Genomic DNA, 17222 nt, shown 5'->3' on the forward strand with positions numbered 1-17222 from the left:
TTGGCTGGGCAAATTCGTTCCCGACGAATTTGTCATTCCCTTGCCGTCGCGATGCATCTTGAAATCCAATGGGTATATACCCGCCATTTTTTAAGTTTCAGTTTAGATAATTCCCCGTAGTTTTACGGGGAATTATTCTGTTAAAATTGACAAACAAGCGCTGTATCAAGGCAGTTTCGTTGAAAATCATTCCAATAACCGGGGGGTTGACTGACAATATCACTTTCCATCAGCATCGGTTTATGCCATTCAAAGTGTTTGAAACCCGCCTTATTGATAGCATCTTCATACTGTTCACGGCTCCAGCGGTACATTGTGAAAGGACTGCGGGGAGTGGTAAGAAATTCAGCTTTCACAAGCGTCGTATCTTTTACTGCCTCTTCACTAAGTACTTTTATGGAGTAATTCATGTAATTGCCTTTTTCCAATCGGAAGTCGGGTTCAAATGTATAAGCTACAAATTTACCGGAAGGCTTAAGATGATCGGCAATAACACGAAACATTGTGCTAAGGTCTTCAAGTGATTCAGCATGACAGAATAACCAGGCTGCAACAATGAGATCATATTTTCCAAATGACTCCATTTTGCAGACATCTCTTATGTGAAATTCGATACCATCGTTATATTGTTGCGATTTATTTCTGGCAATTTCTATCATTTGATCAGATATATCGATACCAATAACTTTTGAAGCTCCGAGTTTTTTAAATTTCCGACTAAAAAGACCATATCCACAGGCTAAATCTAACACTGATTTCCCTTGTACATCACCGGCTAGATTAAGGATAGTACGAATTTCTACGTCGATATGGGGGGTTGAGTCTGAAAAGCTTTCATAAAGATGTGCAATCGGATTATATAAAATATTATCGGTCATTACTTTTATCCTTAATTAAATTCAAAATGTTATATTTACTTGTTTAATACGGGTGTAATAGTTAATAACTGTTTTTTATCAGTATATATTAAGAGGTTGTCAGTGGAACAGGTATAACTATTTTTATACCGGTTATACTTTTTAGGAAGAGTAAAAATAAAAATGAAATTATTTTTGAATGGACTGATTTTTCAGTAATTTTGAAAGAATATTATTTTTATCAACCCACATTCGGTGGGTTGATATTATCATTATTCTGTTCCTAAAAATCGATGAATTGCCCTGAGCACAGTTTCAGGTTTTTCTGCGTGAACCCAATGTCCACAACCGGCTACAACCCATGCTGTAGCTTGTGGAAACTGTCTGCTAATATCGTCCCGATATTCTTCAGTGATGTAATCAGAATTTCCACCACGAATAAACAGGGCAGGTTTGTACCATGCAGGAATAATTTCCCAACCGATAATTTTTTCATATTCTTTTTGCAAAACAGGCAGATTGAATTTCCATTTCCCCTGGCGGAATGATTTCAGCAAAAACTGAATAACACCATCTTCCCGAATATCCTGACGCATGATGTCTGCCGCTGTTTGCCGGGTTTCTGCTCCTGCTTCTATAACTTTGTTCAGTGCTGAGAAAATATTGTCGTGACGGCGGATTGCATAAGCAACAGGAGCCATATCAATAACTACAATTTTCTCAATGCGTTCTGGTGCAACCGCTGTCATGGTCATGGCGATTTTTCCGCCCATGGAATGCCCGATGATTGTAGCTTTTGGCACATTAAGCTCATCAAGGAGAGTCAAAACATCCTGCGCCATATCGTGGTAATCCATGTTCGCAATTCGTGGTGAAATACCGTGGTTACGCACATCGATTTGAATCACCGGATAATATTGCTGTAAATCGCGCCCCAATATCCCAAGATTGTTTAAATCCCCAAAAAGGCCATGAATCAAAACAATGGGCGTGGGTGATTTCGGATTTTCCGGTGTGTGAAAATGATAATTTAATTGACTATTTGACTTCATGATTTGCCTGAACTTAATGTCATTTATGCAATGTTTAATATTGAGATGCTTAATATCATGACACGCAGTCAGTGACAAATCCAATGGGATGAAAATGAGATGAAATAGTTGTAACTGATTGATTTATTTTAAAGGAAAAGTCACTTTTTTAAAAATTACTAATTTTAGAAAGAGTCACTTTAAGTTATTGAAAGTTTAATTGTTTTGTTTTTTGGCATTATATCTTATAATCGCAAGATAATTTTTTCATTAAGAACAGTACTGGATAGAAATGAAAACGATAGAAGTTGATGAAGACCTTTACCGCTTTATTGCAAGCCAAACTCTGCATATCGGTGAAAGTGCATCTGATATTTTACGGCGCATACTGAAATTGGACGCCGGGCAGCCAGTACAAATTACACCGCCTGCCAACGATCCCGCACCTGCTGTTAAAACTCCCGTATCCCGCTCCCGTGATGCTGTTCGCGTTGTTCGCGAGCTATTGCTTTCCGACGAGTATGCAGAAAAGAAAAAATCTGTTGAGCGCTTTATGCTGATCCTGTCTACGCTATATAGCCTGAACGGTGAGAGTTTTTCTAAAACAACAGAAGCGATGCATGGCCGTACCCGCACCTATTTTGCTGGAAATGAGCATACATTACTGGCCAGTGGCAAGCAGACCAAGCCACGTCATATCCCCGGCACTCCTTTCTGGGTGATTACCAATACTAATACTGACCGTAAACGCAGCATGATCGAATATGTTATGCAGGATATGAAGTTTCCGGCAAATTTGATTGAAAAAGTGTGCGGCACTATTTAGTTTAGTTAGCAGCTCTAATCCGCTGAACTTATTTATACTGCGCTGGCGGGTAAGCCAGTGCAGTCTCTCAGGAGAAATAAAGTGGCAATTCACCCAAGAGCCGGGCAACTTGCCCAGCAGTACGATTTAATTAATGTTGCTCAGCTCACATCACAGTATTACACCCTACAACCACACCCTGAAAATCCGACACACAAGGTCAAATTTGGTACTTCTGGCCACCGTGGCAGTTCTGGACGCAACAGTTTTAACGAAACTCATATTCTGTCTATTACTCAAGCGATAGTGGAAGTCCGTTCGCAGCAGGGGATTACCGGGCCATGCTATGTGGGTAAAGATACTCACGCACTTTCTGAAGCGGCTTTTATCTCTGTATTGGAGGTATTAACGGCGAATGGCGTAGATGTGATTGTGCAGGAAAATAACGGTTTTACACCAACGCCGGCTATTTCTCATGCCATCTTATGTTATAACCGTCAGGGAAAAAATCTGGCTGATGGAATTGTGATCACGCCATCGCATAACCCGCCAGAAGACGGTGGTATTAAATATAATCCACCTAATGGAGGGCCTGCCGATACTGATCTTACTGCCATCATTGAACGTCGTGCCAACGAATTACTGGCAGGTGATCTTAATGGCATTAAGCGATTGCCTTATGAACAGGCATTGAAAAGTGAATATTTGCATCCTCAGGATTTAATTGATCATTATGTCACTGCATTAGGCGAAGTTGTCGATATGGCCTCTATTCAGAAAGCGGGGCTGAAAATTGGGATTGATCCATTAGGGGGTTCCGGTATCGCTTATTGGCAGCGGATTGGCGAGTACTACAATCTCGATTTGACACTGGTTAATGATAAAGTCGATCAGACATTCCGTTTTATGACACTGGATCATGACGGTGTGATCCGCATGGATTGCTCATCCCGTTGGGCAATGGCGGGTTTGCTGGAGTTACGTGGTAAATTCGATCTGGCCTTTGCCAATGATCCTGATTATGACCGCCATGGGATTATCACACCAGCTGGCCTGATGAATCCTAACCATTATCTGGCAACGGCAGTGGATTATTTATTCCGCCACCGCCCACAATGGTCTGAAAAGGTTGCTGTAGGCAAAACGTTGGTTTCCAGCGCCATGATCGACCGCGTTGTTGCTGATTTAGGCCGTGAATTGCTGGAAGTTCCTGTCGGCTTCAAGTGGTTTGTAGATGGGCTATATAAAGGCGAATTGGGCTTTGGTGGTGAAGAGAGTGCTGGCGCATCTTTCCTGCGTTTTGATGGCACACCGTGGTCAACTGATAAAGACGGCATTATCCTTTGTTTGCTGGCGGCTGAAATGACCGCAATTACTGGTGAGAATCCACAACAGCGCTATGACAAACTGGAAGCTCGTTTTGGTACGCCAAGCTACAGCCGCATTCAGGCAGCAGCGACTCATCAGCAAAAAGCATTGCTGTCCAAACTATCACCAGAAATGGTGAAAGCCGGTACATTGGCAGGTGATCCAATCACTGCTCGCCTGACAACCGCATCGGGGAATGGTGCTTCTATTGGTGGTTTGAAAGTGATGAGTGATAACGGTTGGTTTGCTGCTCGCCCTTCTGGAACGGAAGAAGCCTACAAAATCTATTGCGAAAGTTTCCTCGGCGCTCAACATCGAGAGAAAATTGAGCAAGAAGCACAGGAAATTGTTAATCAGGTATTTGCTGCGGGTTAATTAATTCCTGACTTAAACAGTGAAAGCCGCAGCAACTTCAACTGCTGCGGCTTTTCTGTTTTGATGTCTCTGACGTTTGGATTACCCCAAAGCAACCATCAAAGCACCTATGGTAATCAATGCGATACCTGTGGCTGCTCCCAAAGAGATTTTCTCACTAAATAAAATTACTGCCAGAATGACCGCAAATACCACGCTTAATTTATCGATGGGAGCCACTTGGGAGACATTGCCATGTTTGATCGCGAGAAAATAAAACAACCAAGAGAGAGCACCAGCTATCCCGCTTAATAGGATAAACAGTAGTGCCTTGCGATTGGCGAGGATTTCGCTGATAAGATTTAACTTTCCCTGCACAATAACAACTCCCACTAGAAACAATGCCATAATGACTGCACGAATGGCGGTTGCTGTATTGGCATCCAGATTCTGTAGCCCAATTTTACCAAAGATAGCTACCAGTGCTGCTGTTAGTGCGGAGAGTAAGGCATAAATCAACCATGTACTCATATGCAATTATCCTATGTGTTCCAATTCATCCTTTATTCTCCTCCCATATTTATTGATAAAAGGATGAGGTAAGAATGTTCAATACAATATTTAATTATTATTCCCATTTTTATTAAAAATAAAATGGTCGATGTTATCTTTTTTGTTAAAAAGGGTTGGCAATGACACCTCACTTTTGGAAAAAGATTTATCTTATTTTATTCAATGGATTACTTATTTTATTACTTGTAAGTTGCTCCCAAAACAAAAATAATTTTTTCAATATTCAGGAGAAACCGATGGTACAAAATTTGAATCAGGTATTGGGTGGGCAAATTTATCGGCACACTGAAGCCTCTGACTCAGAACCAGAAATTTCTCAGGCATCTGCACATTGGGTTGATAGACAAACATTATTATGGCCGGAGGGTGCTGGTCAGCCCATTGTCCGCTTATACCACAATCAAAACAAAAAAGTAGAAACCAATGAACAAGGTTATTTTACTGATAACTATCTGATACTCACACCGACAATTTTGAGTCAGGAAACCGCAAGAAAGTTTCCTCATTTGGCTGAATGGACAGCATTCGGCTTGCCGGAAAATGCGGAAATTGATCGGCTGCTGACAGGGGATTTAGTTGTTCTGGCTGCTAATAAGCAAGGTGAATTACTTTCATCGGCTCAGGTTCAGACAGCGGGAGTGCTGGATGACCGTTTTGCTGATGCTGCTGAAACATTAAAATATGGTGCTTTAGTCAGTGATAAGGGAATACTTTTCCGCCTTTGGGCACCTAGTGCGCAAGAGGTCAATATATTAATTTATAATCAAAACAAACAGATTATTGCTAATCATGTAATGCAACGTGACGCAGCAAGTGGCTCTTGGTCATGGCAGGGTGATAGGGCATTGATGGGTTCCTATTACCGCTATGCGTTAACTGTGTACCACCCCCAATCCCGCAATGTTGAACATTATGAGGTTACTGATCCCTATTCGTATAGTTTGTCCACCAATTCGGAATATAGTCAGATTGTCAATCTGGATGATGGAGCATTGAAACCGCAAAACTGGGATAATTTGCTTACTCCACACTCGCAAAACACACCCGCAGATATTGCGCGTATGACCATTTCTGAAGCGCACATCCGTGATCTTTCTGTTGCAGATAACACGATCCCGGGAACTTGGCGTGGTAAATATCTGGCTCTGACTGCCAATAACAGTAATATGTTCAAGCATCTAAAAACGCTCGGGCAGTCAGGGATAACCCATCTGGAATTGTTACCTGTATTTGATATCGCTTCCATTAATGAATTTAAAGACAAAGTGGCTGATATTGATCATCCATTTAGTCGTTTGTGCCAGATTAACCCGATAGTGAAAAATAGCCGTTTTGCTGATTATTGCCAGAGTTCATTGACGGTAAGAGAAGTTTTGCAACTATTGCAACCCATAGATGATATCAATAACCCGCAAGTGCAAGAATTGAATGCGATGGTGGCAAATACAGACTCCTATAATTGGGGTTACGATCCATTTCACTATTCAGTGCCGGAAGGCTCTTATGCCACTGATCCAGAAGGTTCAGGGCGCATAAAAGAGTTTCGAGCAATGGTGCAGGCTATCAAACAGCAATTAGGTATGAATGTGATTATGGATGTTGTTTACAACCATACTGATGGTGTTGGTCCGACATCCCGAACATCGGTACTGGATAAAATAGTACCTTGGTATTACCACCGTTTGGATGAAATAACGGGTCAGGTTGAAAAAAATACCTGCTGTTACGATACCGCGCCGGAGCATCGAATGTTCGCCAAACTTATTGAAGACTCACTGGTGACTTGGGCTAAAGACTATAAGATTGATGCGTTCCGGTTCGATTTAATGGGGTATCACCCTAAAACACAAATTCTATCAGCACTGGAAAAAGTCCGGGCCGTTAATCCATCAGTCTATTTTTTCGGTGAAGGCTGGAATTCAGGACAGGATGCTCGGTTCGAAACCGCCTCACAAATTAATCTTAGGGGGACTGGCATAGGTACTTTCTCTGACAGATTGCGGGATGCGGTACGGGGGGGTGGGCCGTTTGATTTTGCCGATAATATCCGCACCAATCAGGGTATTGGTAATGGTGCAGGAACATTGCCTAATGAAATTTCGCGGTTAGATGCAAATGAAGTACGCCATTTATTGGATCTTGTGCGTCTTGGTATGATCGGCAATCTGGCTGATTTTGTCATGATTGATAAAGACGGGGCAGTGAAAAAAGGGCATGAAATTGATTATAAAGGCGTTATTGCAGGATATGCGTCAAATCCCACTGAAGTACTTAACTATGTATCCAAGCATGATAATCAGACATTGTGGGATATCATTAGCTACAAGGCAGCATATCAGGCAGATCTGGCAACACGGGTACGTATGCAGGCAATCTCTCTTGCCACCGTATTCCTTGGGCAAGGGTTGGCTTTTGACCAACAAGGCTCAGAGCTATTACGCTCAAAATCGTTTACCCGTGATTCTTACAATGCGGGTGATTGGTTTAATCGTGTTAGCTATGACTATAAGGATAATAATTATGATGTGGGAATGCCGGAGTGCAGCAATGATGGTAAAAATTATCCGTTGATTAATCGTGTGAAAAATTGGGTTCAAAAACCAGCTCGAAGTGAATTATTGCAAATGATGGCCTTTTATCAGGAATTATTGCGTTTACGTCAATTTTCACCATTGCTGGCTCTTGGTGATGGGGCTGCTGTTAAGCAACGTATTGATTTTTTGAACGTAGGCCCGCATCAGCAAATCGGGTTGCTGGTGATGACTATTGACGACGGTAATACGACCTTTCACGATCGTGATTGGCGGTTTGATGGCTTGGTCGTAGTTATTAATGCTGCCCCGTGGCCTGTTGCTGTCAAAGAACTTAATATCAATGGATTGAAGTTAAATGATATTCAGCATAAATTGGGTAGTAACTCTCTGGCTGCGGGAGTGCAAATAAAGGGAAATGGTGAGGTTATCATGCCTGCATGGTCAGTAGCAGTATTGGTTTTACCACAGGAAGGAATTCGAGGAAAAGGGATACCTGTCCGTAAGAAATAATGCCTATACCTGCGCTTTTCACATTGTAGCGGCCAAATTTGTAGCGGTGAAATAACTCAAGGGATAAGGTTAATCAGATTGGTTACCTGAAAAGTGAGTGATGGAGTTGAATTGATTTGCTCTAGAGTGATGATGAATATTGTATTGTTTTTGTCTGTACTTACATGTCCTTTAGAGTATATTCAATTTTTGGTGGCTCTTCCAACGGTAAAACAAAGTGAAAACTTGCCCCACCTCTTTTATTGTTAGTCACCCATATCTTGCCGCCATGAATCTCAATAATGGCTCGGCAGATGGCTAATCCCAACCCAACTCCGGGTATGGCAGATGCTTTACTGGTGCGCGAAAATTTATTGAAAATAAGTTGTTCTTGCCCTGATGGAACTCCAATTCCAGCATCCCAGACTTCAATATGTATTTGTTTTTGTTCAATGGTGGCTTGTATGCCCAAGAGTGTTTGTTCATGAGTATATTTAATGGCATTTTCCAGTAAATTGATAAAAACACGTTCCAGTAAGGTTGCATCGCAATGCAAGAATAAATTGGCAGGTAGGGAAAGTTCTACATTGTAGCGTTGGAGGCTATATTCCAATGAACGTAAAGCACTGCTGACAATTTCTTTCAGCGGATACCATTCAAGATTAAGCTGAATCCCCCTCGATTGGATGCGTGCCATATCCAGTAGATTATTAACCAGCCGAAACGTACTGAGAATTTGCTGGCGAATTTGGTTAATTTGTTTAGTGTGTGGTGAGTTTTCAGCAGATAAATTTAACATTAATATTTCTGTTTGCCCAAACATAACGGTCAATGGAGTACGTAGATCATCGGATAATGCTGCCAGCAGAGAATTGCACAGTTGCTCTCGTTCAGTTTCCAGTTTGGCAGATTCTGCGCTGCGTGCCAGATGTAATCGCTCCAGTGCGTTGGCAATAATACCTGTGAATGTTTGTAATAATCGCTGTTGTTCCGGCACCAGTAATTGGCGCAGGTTAGAAGATTCTATCGCAAGAACAGCGAATACCTGAGAAGGTGTGGTGATGGGAAGTAATTGGTAAGGCACTCCCGGTAAAGTATCAGTACCAGCCCCAGCAGGTTGTTTTTTGTCAAAACACCATTTTGCGATAGCTTCATCGATTTGCATTTGACCACCGTTATTGGATTTTACCTGATATAAACGATGGTTGCTGTCTGGTAGCAACAGTCCGGTTTTTGCCTGAAAGCTATTGGATAGAAAGTGATAGCTGATACGGGCTACATCTTCTTCATTCAGCGCTCGGCTAAGTTCCCGGGTAATTTCATACAGGTACCGTGTTCGTTGTTCTCGATGGCGGGCAACTCTGGCCTGATAGCGTATTCCTGCGGTCAGGTTTCCTACGACAACGCCCACAATCAGCATGACAGTAAATGTGAGCAGGTATTGCATTTCCTTGACTGACAATGACCAATGCGGTTGGACAAAAAAGAGGTCAAAGCTAACAACATTGATAAAAGCAGCAAAGACTGAAGGCCAACGGCCGTAAAATAAGGCGATGATGACAACGCCAAGCAGGTAGAGAGTGACCAGATTGGCTTTATCAAGGGTAAGCAAAAATGTTCTCGAAAAGAAAGTGGTCAAAGTGCAGAGCACGATGGCCATAATGAAGCCCTGGATCGGCACTCGCCATTTTTCATGGAATGGGCGGGTATCTCTGGATTCTTTATCCCAAGGTTTCCGGTCTTTCAATGCAACAATAATTAAGTCCAGATCAGGGCCGAGTTTACCCAGTCTTTCAGCAAAGTCAGGTCGCCATTTATAACCAAATAATTTTGAGTATGAACCGTAATAACGGCCAATAAGGATTTTGCCCAGATTATGTTCTCTGGCATAGCGCAGGATGGCTTTTTCTTCATAGGAATCGGAGAGCGTTGCAGTTTCTGCGCCCAGATCTTGCGCCAGTTTCAATGCATTTAAAATGGTACGCCGTTTGCTCTCTGGCAGGCGGTGTAATTTGGGAGTTTCAACGTAAACGGCATGCCAGACACAATCTAACTTTGCTGCCAAGCGAGCTGCTGTCCGGATCAATTTTTCATTGCCTGCATTGTAGCCAATGCACAAGAGTAAATTATCCCGCGTATGCCATACGGGTTTTTGTCCACGGGTATCACGAAAAGCACGCATTTGATCATCTACGCGGTCTGCCGTGCGGCGTAGTGCTAATTCGCGCAACGCAATCAGGTTTCCTTTCCGGAAAAAATGTTCAATGGCACGCTCAGCCTGACCAGAAATATAGACTTTGCCGTCTTTAAGCCGCTGGCGCAGGTCATCAGGAGGGAGATCGACCAGAACCACATCATCGGCCTGATCAAATATATGATCGGGAATAGTTTCGCGGACGCGAATACTGGTAATTGCCCCGACAACATCATTCAGGCTTTCCAGATGTTGCACGTTGATTGTGGTCAGCACATCAATGCCTGCTTCCAGTAGCTCATCCACATCCTGCCAGCGTTTGGGGTGCCGGCACCCCTGAGGATTACTGAATGCCAGTTCATCCATCAGAATAATGGCAGGATGACGGGCAAGGGCATCATCAATATCAAAGGCTGTTACCCTGCGGTCATGATGGTGAAGATATTTTGGCGGTAATTGAGGCAGGCCTTTTAGTAATGCAGCGGTTTCTTGTCTTTCATGAGTTTCAACAACTCCAACAATAATATCTAATCCCTGCGCCAGCAGTCGTTGGGCTTCTTGCAGCATGGCATAGGTTTTACCAATACCCGCACAAGCACCAAAGAATATTTTGAGCTTGCCGCGTAGTTTTTTATTTGCCAGTGTCAGTAAATCATCTGGATCGGGGCGTTGCAATTCATTTTGATCCATATTTTATCTGCCTTTTGGGTGTAGATTATCAAGAGCCAGATTAAGTGCTAGTACATTCACCACGGGGTTGCCTAAATAATTCAGTAAGGGATATTCAGTGTGCTTCTGAATTAATTCATTAACCGTCTTGAGTGGCAAGTGGCGGGATTTAGCAACACGTTGCGCCTGAAATTCAGCAGCTTCAGGGGAAATATGGGGATCTAGTCCACTACCGGATGCCGTTACTAATTCAACAGGGATCGGAAGGCTTTCGGGATAATTAAATAAACGTACTCGGATAATGTTTTGGTGCAATTTGTTGGTCAATACTGGATTAGTGATTGAAAGATTGCTGCCTCCAGATGCCAGAGTGTTATACGGCTTTTCGGCTGTCATAGAAGGGCGCCCATGAAAATAGATGGCCTTGGTAAAATTTTGACCAATTAACTTAGAACCAACCCATCTGCCATTTTGTTCTATTAATGACCCTTGAGCTTGGTGGGGAAATAAGGCTTCAGATATTCCTGTCACCAGTAATGGATAGGCAATACCCGTGATTATCGTAAGAAATGTCAGCAAAACAATCGAAGAACGTAACCAAATCATTTTTATCACCTTATGTACAGGCTTAGTTATTTAACAATAGGTTATTTTAGAACTAATACAGTTAGCAGCATATCAATGAGCTTGATGCCGACAAAGGGAACAAGCAAGCCACTGAAACCATATATCCATAAGTTTCGGCGCAGAAGTGATAATGCATTCATTGGCTGGTAACTGACACCTTTTAAAGCTAAAGGAAGCAGGAAAATGATGATGATTGCATTGAAAATAGTTGCGGACAGTATTGCCGAACCCGGTGAATGAAGATGCATTAAGTTCAGGGTATTAAGCTGGGGATACGTCACTGCAAAGGCTGCGGGAATGATGGCGAAGTACTTGGCAATATCATTGGCGATACTGAACGTGGTCAAAGAACCACGGGTCATCAACATCTGTTTACCAATATGCACAACTTCAATCAGCTTGGTGGGATTAGAATCCAAATCCACCATATTGCCCGCTTCTTTTGCAGCCTGTGTACCTGAATTCATCGCAACAGCAACATCTGCCTGCGCCAGTGCTGGCGCATCATTTGTACCGTCTCCCGTCATGGCAACCAGACGCCCTTCGGACTGATATTGGCGGATAAGAGCCAGTTTCGCTTCCGGGGTCGCTTCTGCCAGAAAATCATCAACACCCGCTTCGGCTGCAATCGCAGCAGCGGTCAGGTGGTTGTCCCCTGTAATCATTACGGTCTTTATGCCCATTTTGCGCATTTCACTGAAACGTTCTTTGATTCCGCCTTTGACTATATCTTTCAGGGCAACAACTCCCAGAACTTGCTGATTTTCAGCAACAACCAACGGGGTTCCCCCTTTGTGTGCAACTTGTTGTACTAAAAGATCAATGGCATCAGGGAATTGACTGTGGTTAGCTTCAATATAACGACGAACGGCATCAACTGCGCCTTTGCGAATCATGCGATTGCCAATGTTGACCCCGCTCATGCGTGTCATGGCTGAAAAAGGAATAAATTTGGCATTCAGTGCCAGAAGATCGCGTTCACGCATATTAAAACGCTGTTTTGCCAAAATCACGATACTGCGTCCTTCCGGTGTTTCGTCAGAGAGAGAAGATAGCTGGGCTGCATCGGCCAACTGTTGTTCTGTTACGCCGGGGGCGGGTAAAAATTGAGATGCCTGGCGATTCCCCAGCGTGATTGTTCCGGTTTTATCCAGTAGCAGAACGTCCACATCGCCAGCGGCTTCAATGGCGCGCCCACTTGTGGCGATTACATTGGCACCCAGCATGCGGCTCATGCCTGCAATGCCAATTGCGGAAAGTAACCCACCAATGGTGGTAGGAATAAGGCAAACCAGCAGGGCAACAAGCACAGTGAGTGTGAGAGGAGCACCGGATTGGTTGGCATGAACACTGAAGAGGGAAAAGGGAAGCAGGCTTATACAGACGAGCAGGAAAATAAGGGTCAATGCAATAAGTAAAATGGTGAGAGATATTTCATTGGGTGTTTTGCGCCGTTTGGCACCCTCGACCATTGAAATCATCCTATCCAGAAAAGTATCTCCCGGATTGACTGTACATTCGATAATCAGCCAATCTGATAAAACCCGGGTGCCACCAGTAACTGAGGAAAAATCTCCCCCAGATTCGCGGATAACCGGAGCAGACTCTCCTGTAATGGCACTTTCGTCGACGGAGGCACCCCCTTCGAGGACTTCACCATCACAGGGAATAATTTCGCCGGCTTCTACCAACACAATATCGCCTTTGCGTAAAATATCAGAAACCACCTTTTCTTTTGCGGCTTCACGATTGGGCGATGTCAGTTTGGTTGTCCAACTGGTTTTTTTTACGTCTTTTAGGCTGGATGCTTGCGCCTTGCTGCGTCCTTCCGCCAAGGCTTCTGCAAAATTGGCAAATAGCACAGTAAACCATAGCCAAAGGGCAATTGAGCCAGTAAATAAAGCGTTGCCGGTGAGCTGCCCCACTAATATTCCAATCCATAAGGCGGTAGTCAGGCAGCTTCCCAGATAGACAACAAACATAACGGGATTACGCCATTGGAGAGTGGGATGACATTTTTTTAGCGAATTGATAAGTGCATGGTGAATCAAAGTCGGTTCAAATAATGCTTGTTGTTTGTTTTTCATAAGTTACCTCACACTCTTATTGCCAAAGTTGTAAATGTTCTGCAATGGGGCCAAGGGCCAGAGCGGGAATAAAAGTGAGTGCGCCAATTAATAAAACAACCAGGATTAATAATCCAGTGAAGAGAAAACCGTATGTCGGTAGGGTACCGCTGCTGATAGGCTGGCGTTTTTTTCTGATCATAGAGCCAGCGATCGCAAGGATCAGCACAATGCTGCCAAAGCGTCCGAGAAACATCACAGCCCCTAACAATAAATTATAAAAAACATTATTGGCACTCAGTCCAGCAAACATACTCCCGTTATTGTTGGCGGCAGAGGAGAAAGCATAGAGTACCTCGGTAAAGCCATGAGCACTGGGGTTGGTAATTGCATTGCGACCGACATCGGTTGAAATCGCCAAAGAGGTGCCCAGTAAGACAAGTGAAGGGGTAATCAAAATTGCCAATGCGACCATTTTCATATCATAGACATCGATTTTTTTACCTAAGTATTCTGGTGCGCGGCCAATCATCAAACCTGCAATAAATACAGCCAGAAGGGCGAGCAACAACATGCTATAAAGGCCAGCACCGACACCGCCGAATATCACTTCACCGATTTGCATTAACCAGAGTGGCACCATACCTCCCAGTGCTGTGAAGGAATCATGCATGGCATTGACAGCACCACACGAGGCGGCTGTAGTGACTACGCTATAGAGAGAGGATGCGAGAATACCAAAACGGGTTTCCTTCCCTTCCATATTGAAATGACTGCTGACGTTGGGGGATACAAGATGAGGATTACCATTTATTTCGGCATACATCACAACGATTGTAGCGAAAATAAAAATAAGACTCATCGCCCAGAGCAAGGTGTAACCCTGGCGGTTATCCCCAACAACTAGACCGAATGTGAAACACAATGCACTGGGAATCAGGAAAATAGCCAGAACTTGAATAAAGTTACTGAATGCGGTTGGATTTTCAAATGGATGAGCGGAGTTTGCCCCAAAAAATCCTCCACCATTTGTTCCCAATATTTTGATTGCCTCTTGCGAGGCGATGGGTCCCATAGGGAGTAATTGTTGTTGATTTTCAATGGGATGAATCAGTGCATAAGGAGAGAAATTTTGGATAACCCCTTGGCTGACAAAAAGTAAGGCAATAATGACAGCAAGTGGTAACAAAAGATACAGGGTGATGCGCGTAATATCGATCCATGCATTTCCCAGAGTGTTAACTCCCTGACGGGAAAATGACCGTATAAAGGCAAATGCTACTGCAATTCCTGTTGCCGCAGACAGAAAGTTCTGGACAGTCAATCCCGCCATTTGGCTTAGATAACTAAGTGTATTTTCTCCGCTGTAAGCCTGCCAATTGGTGTTGGTAACAAAGCTGATAGCAGTATTTAAAGCCAGATCCCATTTCATTCCAGAAAAATGCTGTGGATTCAATGGCAGATGCCCTTGGCTGATCAACAGGATAAATAGCAGCAGTAATCCCGTAATGTTGAATATGAGGATGGTGAGAAAATAGTGCCACCAGTTCATCTCTTTAATGCTGGTGCCGGGTTTTTGTAGTCCACAACAGCGCCACAGATTGGTTTCTGTTTTGGTCAGCCAGTGTGGTAGTTCTCCTTCGACTAAACGGGCAATCAGACTGCCAAGAGGTTTACTTAATAGAAACAGAAGTAACAGAAAACTGGCAATCAGTAGGAAAGCCGATGCTGCCATTTAAAAGTCCTCCGCATTTAATAACGCATAAATCAGATAAATCAGTAATAGCATCACAAGAAAAATACCAATGATGATCAATACGTTCATGGTGTATCTCTCCTTGCTTATTTCTTTAAGAACTAGCCAGTTATTGCATAATCTGTTGTCTTTTAAGTTGCGGCTTTGTTGGCTGCGCTCACTCACCCCGGTCACATAGTTATCTATGCTCCAGGGGATTAATGAAAGGCTCCTGCCTTTCACCGGAGGCCAGCCTTTGGCTGGGCAAATTCGTTCCCGACGAATTTGTCATTCCCTTGCCGTCGCGCTGCATCTTGAAATCCAATGGGTATAAAAGAGATGCCGGAAGTGTCAACAATGTATAAAAGGAAAACAGAATTAGTTAATAAGGGTTATTAAGACAAGTGTAGCAAACAATAGAGGGTTAATTTTTTGTTTTTAAATTGTTTGTTTTGTTTCTGTTTAGGTGTTTATTTTGTAATTAAATTACGTACACAGGAAAAAAGAGTGATTTACACCACGAAAAAAGTGGTCGGATGAGTGGTAAGTTTTCATTTTATCAGGTAAAATTTTATTCGTCTTACAGAATTAGCCCCATGAGGAGGGTACCAATGTCTACATATCGTGAATACTCTTGGCATCAGGTTCTCTTGCGGCGTATTGGCGCTATTGCATTCGGTGTCATTGCGCTTCCTGTTATGCTGTTTCGTCGTGACCGAGCTCGTTTTTACAGCTACTTGCATAAAGTATGGCTGAAAACCAGCGATAAGCCTGTGTGGCTGAAAAGTTCAGAAACGGCCGCAGGTATTCGAAATCGTTAAAATTCCATTATGACAGTGCATGACTGCATTTTCCGTCTATCAGGTTTGCTTTTTTCATCTCAGCGCTTTCTGCCTGAACAAGTACTTTGATTTTAATATAGCATTTTGACACCTTGCTGGTTTACTCTGGCGAGGTGTTTTGTTTTATATGTAGCATAAGATGCAATCTATATCCAATGTGGTTCGAATTGCCACAGGAATGTAAAAAAACAGGTAATTTGGCGAGTTAATTGACTTAGTTTATGGCAGGTATGTATTTTATGTTGAAAAAGCTAAGTGATAGGGGGAATGTGATGAACAATGTTGAATTGGAACATGTGCTCAATACGGAATTGAATGTCCTTGAGTTTCAAGACTATGCCCCCAATGGACTGCAAGTGGAAGGCCGTCCCCATGTTCAGAGGGTAGTTACAGGTGTGACAGCCTGTCAGGAATTGTTGGATGAAGCGGTTCGCCTCGAAGCGGATGCCATCATCGTGCATCATGGGTACTTCTGGAAGAATGAATCATCGGTTATCCGTGGTATGAAACGCCGCCGTTTACAAACTCTGCTTTGTAATGATATCAACTTGTATGCCTACCATCTTCCGCTGGATGCTCATCCTACATTGGGTAACAATGTCCAGCTGGCTCGAAAAATGGGCGCGAAGATTATCGGCAATATTGATTCTTTGCTTCCTCATGGTGCTTTTGATCAGCCCATTACCCCCGCAGAATTGACTGACCGCCTTGAAAAAGAGTTGGAACGCAAGGTCTTGCACTGTGGCGACAATGCATCGGAAGAAATTCGCACACTGGCATGGTGTACAGGTGGCGGCCAGAGTTTTATCGAGCAGGCGGCTGAATTTGGTGTTGATGCTTTTATAACAGGGGAAGTATCAGAAAAGACTATCCATGTTGCCCGTGAGATGGGGCTGCATTTCTTTGCCGCCGGACATCACGCCACAGAGCGTTATGGCATCAAAGTACTCGGTGAATGGCTGGCAAATAATCATGGTCTGGATGTAGTTTTTATTGATATTCCTAACCCGGCTTAATGTTTGATATCGCCCCCGGTTGATTCCCGGAGAGGGGAGCTGGGGGTTATTGAGCTACGGCC

Annotated in this window: 14 protein-coding genes; 6 read left to right on the forward strand and 8 right to left on the reverse strand. The window is 43.4% G+C overall.

Annotated features, from left to right (window positions below; genetic code table 11):
- Positions 1–140 precede the first annotated feature (140 nt).
- Together AC5JQI_RS06195 and ybfF are read right to left on the reverse strand one after the other, a co-directional pair.
- Positions 141–878, reverse strand: coding sequence for a class I SAM-dependent DNA methyltransferase (locus tag AC5JQI_RS06195; RefSeq protein ID WP_237387466.1), 738 nt, complete (start codon positions 876–878; stop codon positions 141–143).
- 251 nt (positions 879–1129) lie between these two features.
- Positions 1130–1909: an esterase gene (gene ybfF, locus AC5JQI_RS06200; RefSeq protein WP_493914072.1), complete on the reverse strand. Its 780-nt coding sequence runs from the start codon at positions 1907–1909 to the stop codon at positions 1130–1132.
- A 271-nt stretch (positions 1910–2180) separates the two neighbouring features.
- On the opposite strand from ybfF, the gene seqA reads away from it, so the two are divergent.
- Together seqA and pgm are read left to right on the forward strand one after the other, a co-directional pair.
- Positions 2181–2714, forward strand: a complete 534-nt coding sequence (seqA, locus tag AC5JQI_RS06205) for a replication initiation negative regulator SeqA (RefSeq protein WP_237387468.1) — start codon at positions 2181–2183, stop codon at positions 2712–2714.
- 81 nt (positions 2715–2795) lie between these two features.
- Positions 2796–4436, forward strand: coding sequence for a phosphoglucomutase (alpha-D-glucose-1,6-bisphosphate-dependent) (gene pgm, locus AC5JQI_RS06210; protein ID WP_493914073.1), 1641 nt, complete (start codon positions 2796–2798; stop codon positions 4434–4436).
- A gap of 81 nt (positions 4437–4517) precedes the next feature.
- Here pgm and AC5JQI_RS06215 read toward each other — a convergent pair whose 3' ends face one another.
- A complete protein-coding gene (locus AC5JQI_RS06215; RefSeq protein ID WP_493914074.1) occupies positions 4518–4946 on the reverse strand; it encodes an EamA family transporter in 429 nt (142 codons plus the stop codon).
- A 278-nt stretch (positions 4947–5224) separates the two neighbouring features.
- On the opposite strand from AC5JQI_RS06215, the gene pulA reads away from it, so the two are divergent.
- Complete coding sequence (gene pulA / locus AC5JQI_RS06220) at positions 5225–8032, forward strand: pullulanase-type alpha-1,6-glucosidase (protein ID WP_493914075.1); 2808 nt, start codon at positions 5225–5227, stop codon at positions 8030–8032.
- A gap of 160 nt (positions 8033–8192) precedes the next feature.
- Here the strand turns inward: pulA and kdpD are convergent, their stop codons facing one another.
- Genes kdpD through kdpF form a run of 5 tightly spaced genes read right to left on the reverse strand, consistent with a single transcriptional unit; the run spans position 8193 to position 15392 of the window.
- Positions 8193–10895 (reverse strand): two-component system sensor histidine kinase KdpD, encoded by a 2703-nt coding sequence (kdpD, locus tag AC5JQI_RS06225; protein WP_493914076.1) that lies wholly within the window; start codon positions 10893–10895, stop codon positions 8193–8195.
- Positions 10896–10898: 3 nt separating this feature from the next.
- Positions 10899–11480 (reverse strand): potassium-transporting ATPase subunit KdpC, encoded by a 582-nt coding sequence (gene kdpC, locus AC5JQI_RS06230; RefSeq protein WP_493914077.1) that lies wholly within the window; start codon positions 11478–11480, stop codon positions 10899–10901.
- A gap of 41 nt (positions 11481–11521) precedes the next feature.
- Positions 11522–13588 carry a potassium-transporting ATPase subunit KdpB gene (kdpB, locus tag AC5JQI_RS06235; RefSeq protein WP_493914078.1) on the reverse strand — a complete coding sequence of 689 codons (2067 nt, stop codon included), beginning with the start codon at positions 13586–13588 and terminating at the stop codon, positions 11522–11524.
- A 16-nt stretch (positions 13589–13604) separates the two neighbouring features.
- Positions 13605–15302, reverse strand: a complete 1698-nt coding sequence (gene kdpA / locus AC5JQI_RS06240) for a potassium-transporting ATPase subunit KdpA (protein ID WP_493914079.1) — start codon at positions 15300–15302, stop codon at positions 13605–13607.
- Entirely contained in the window at positions 15303–15392 is a 90-nt protein-coding gene (gene kdpF, locus AC5JQI_RS06245) for a K(+)-transporting ATPase subunit F (protein ID WP_237387476.1), read from the reverse strand. It lies immediately after the preceding gene.
- Positions 15393–15507: 115 nt separating this feature from the next.
- On the opposite strand from kdpF, the gene AC5JQI_RS06250 reads away from it, so the two are divergent.
- The 3 genes from AC5JQI_RS06250 (at position 15508) to AC5JQI_RS06260 (ending at position 17160) form a co-directional block, all read left to right on the forward strand.
- Positions 15508–15636, forward strand: a complete 129-nt coding sequence (locus AC5JQI_RS06250; protein WP_272903029.1) for a hypothetical protein — start codon at positions 15508–15510, stop codon at positions 15634–15636.
- A gap of 277 nt (positions 15637–15913) precedes the next feature.
- Positions 15914–16123 (forward strand): YbfA family protein, encoded by a 210-nt coding sequence (locus AC5JQI_RS06255; RefSeq protein ID WP_275375218.1) that lies wholly within the window; start codon positions 15914–15916, stop codon positions 16121–16123.
- A gap of 293 nt (positions 16124–16416) precedes the next feature.
- Positions 16417–17160: a type 2 GTP cyclohydrolase I gene (locus tag AC5JQI_RS06260; RefSeq protein ID WP_493914080.1), complete on the forward strand. Its 744-nt coding sequence runs from the start codon at positions 16417–16419 to the stop codon at positions 17158–17160.
- Positions 17161–17222: the final 62 nt, after the last annotated feature.

Source organism: Xenorhabdus sp. XBWT, assembly GCF_059072735.1.

What these genes read in the sequence shown, in the direction of transcription:
- AC5JQI_RS06195 (WP_237387466.1), bottom strand. Translation starts at nt 878, where the DNA reads ATGACCGATAATATTTTATATAATCCGATTGCACATCTTTATGAAAGC.
- ybfF (WP_493914072.1), bottom strand. Translation starts at nt 1,909, where the DNA reads ATGAAGTCAAATAGTCAATTAAATTATCATTTTCACACACCGGAAAAT.
- seqA (WP_237387468.1), top strand. Translation starts at nt 2,181, where the DNA reads ATGAAAACGATAGAAGTTGATGAAGACCTTTACCGCTTTATTGCAAGC.
- AC5JQI_RS06215 (WP_493914074.1), bottom strand. Translation starts at nt 4,946, where the DNA reads ATGAGTACATGGTTGATTTATGCCTTACTCTCCGCACTAACAGCAGCA.
- pulA (WP_493914075.1), top strand. Translation starts at nt 5,225, where the DNA reads ATGGTACAAAATTTGAATCAGGTATTGGGTGGGCAAATTTATCGGCAC.
- kdpD (WP_493914076.1), bottom strand. Translation starts at nt 10,895, where the DNA reads ATGGATCAAAATGAATTGCAACGCCCCGATCCAGATGATTTACTGACA.
- kdpC (WP_493914077.1), bottom strand. Translation starts at nt 11,480, where the DNA reads ATGATTTGGTTACGTTCTTCGATTGTTTTGCTGACATTTCTTACGATA.
- kdpB (WP_493914078.1), bottom strand. Translation starts at nt 13,588, where the DNA reads ATGAAAAACAAACAACAAGCATTATTTGAACCGACTTTGATTCACCAT.
- kdpA (WP_493914079.1), bottom strand. Translation starts at nt 15,302, where the DNA reads ATGGCAGCATCGGCTTTCCTACTGATTGCCAGTTTTCTGTTACTTCTG.
- kdpF (WP_237387476.1), bottom strand. Translation starts at nt 15,392, where the DNA reads ATGAACGTATTGATCATCATTGGTATTTTTCTTGTGATGCTATTACTG.
- AC5JQI_RS06250 (WP_272903029.1), top strand. Translation starts at nt 15,508, where the DNA reads ATGCTCCAGGGGATTAATGAAAGGCTCCTGCCTTTCACCGGAGGCCAG.
- AC5JQI_RS06255 (WP_275375218.1), top strand. Translation starts at nt 15,914, where the DNA reads ATGTCTACATATCGTGAATACTCTTGGCATCAGGTTCTCTTGCGGCGT.
- AC5JQI_RS06260 (WP_493914080.1), top strand. Translation starts at nt 16,417, where the DNA reads ATGAACAATGTTGAATTGGAACATGTGCTCAATACGGAATTGAATGTC.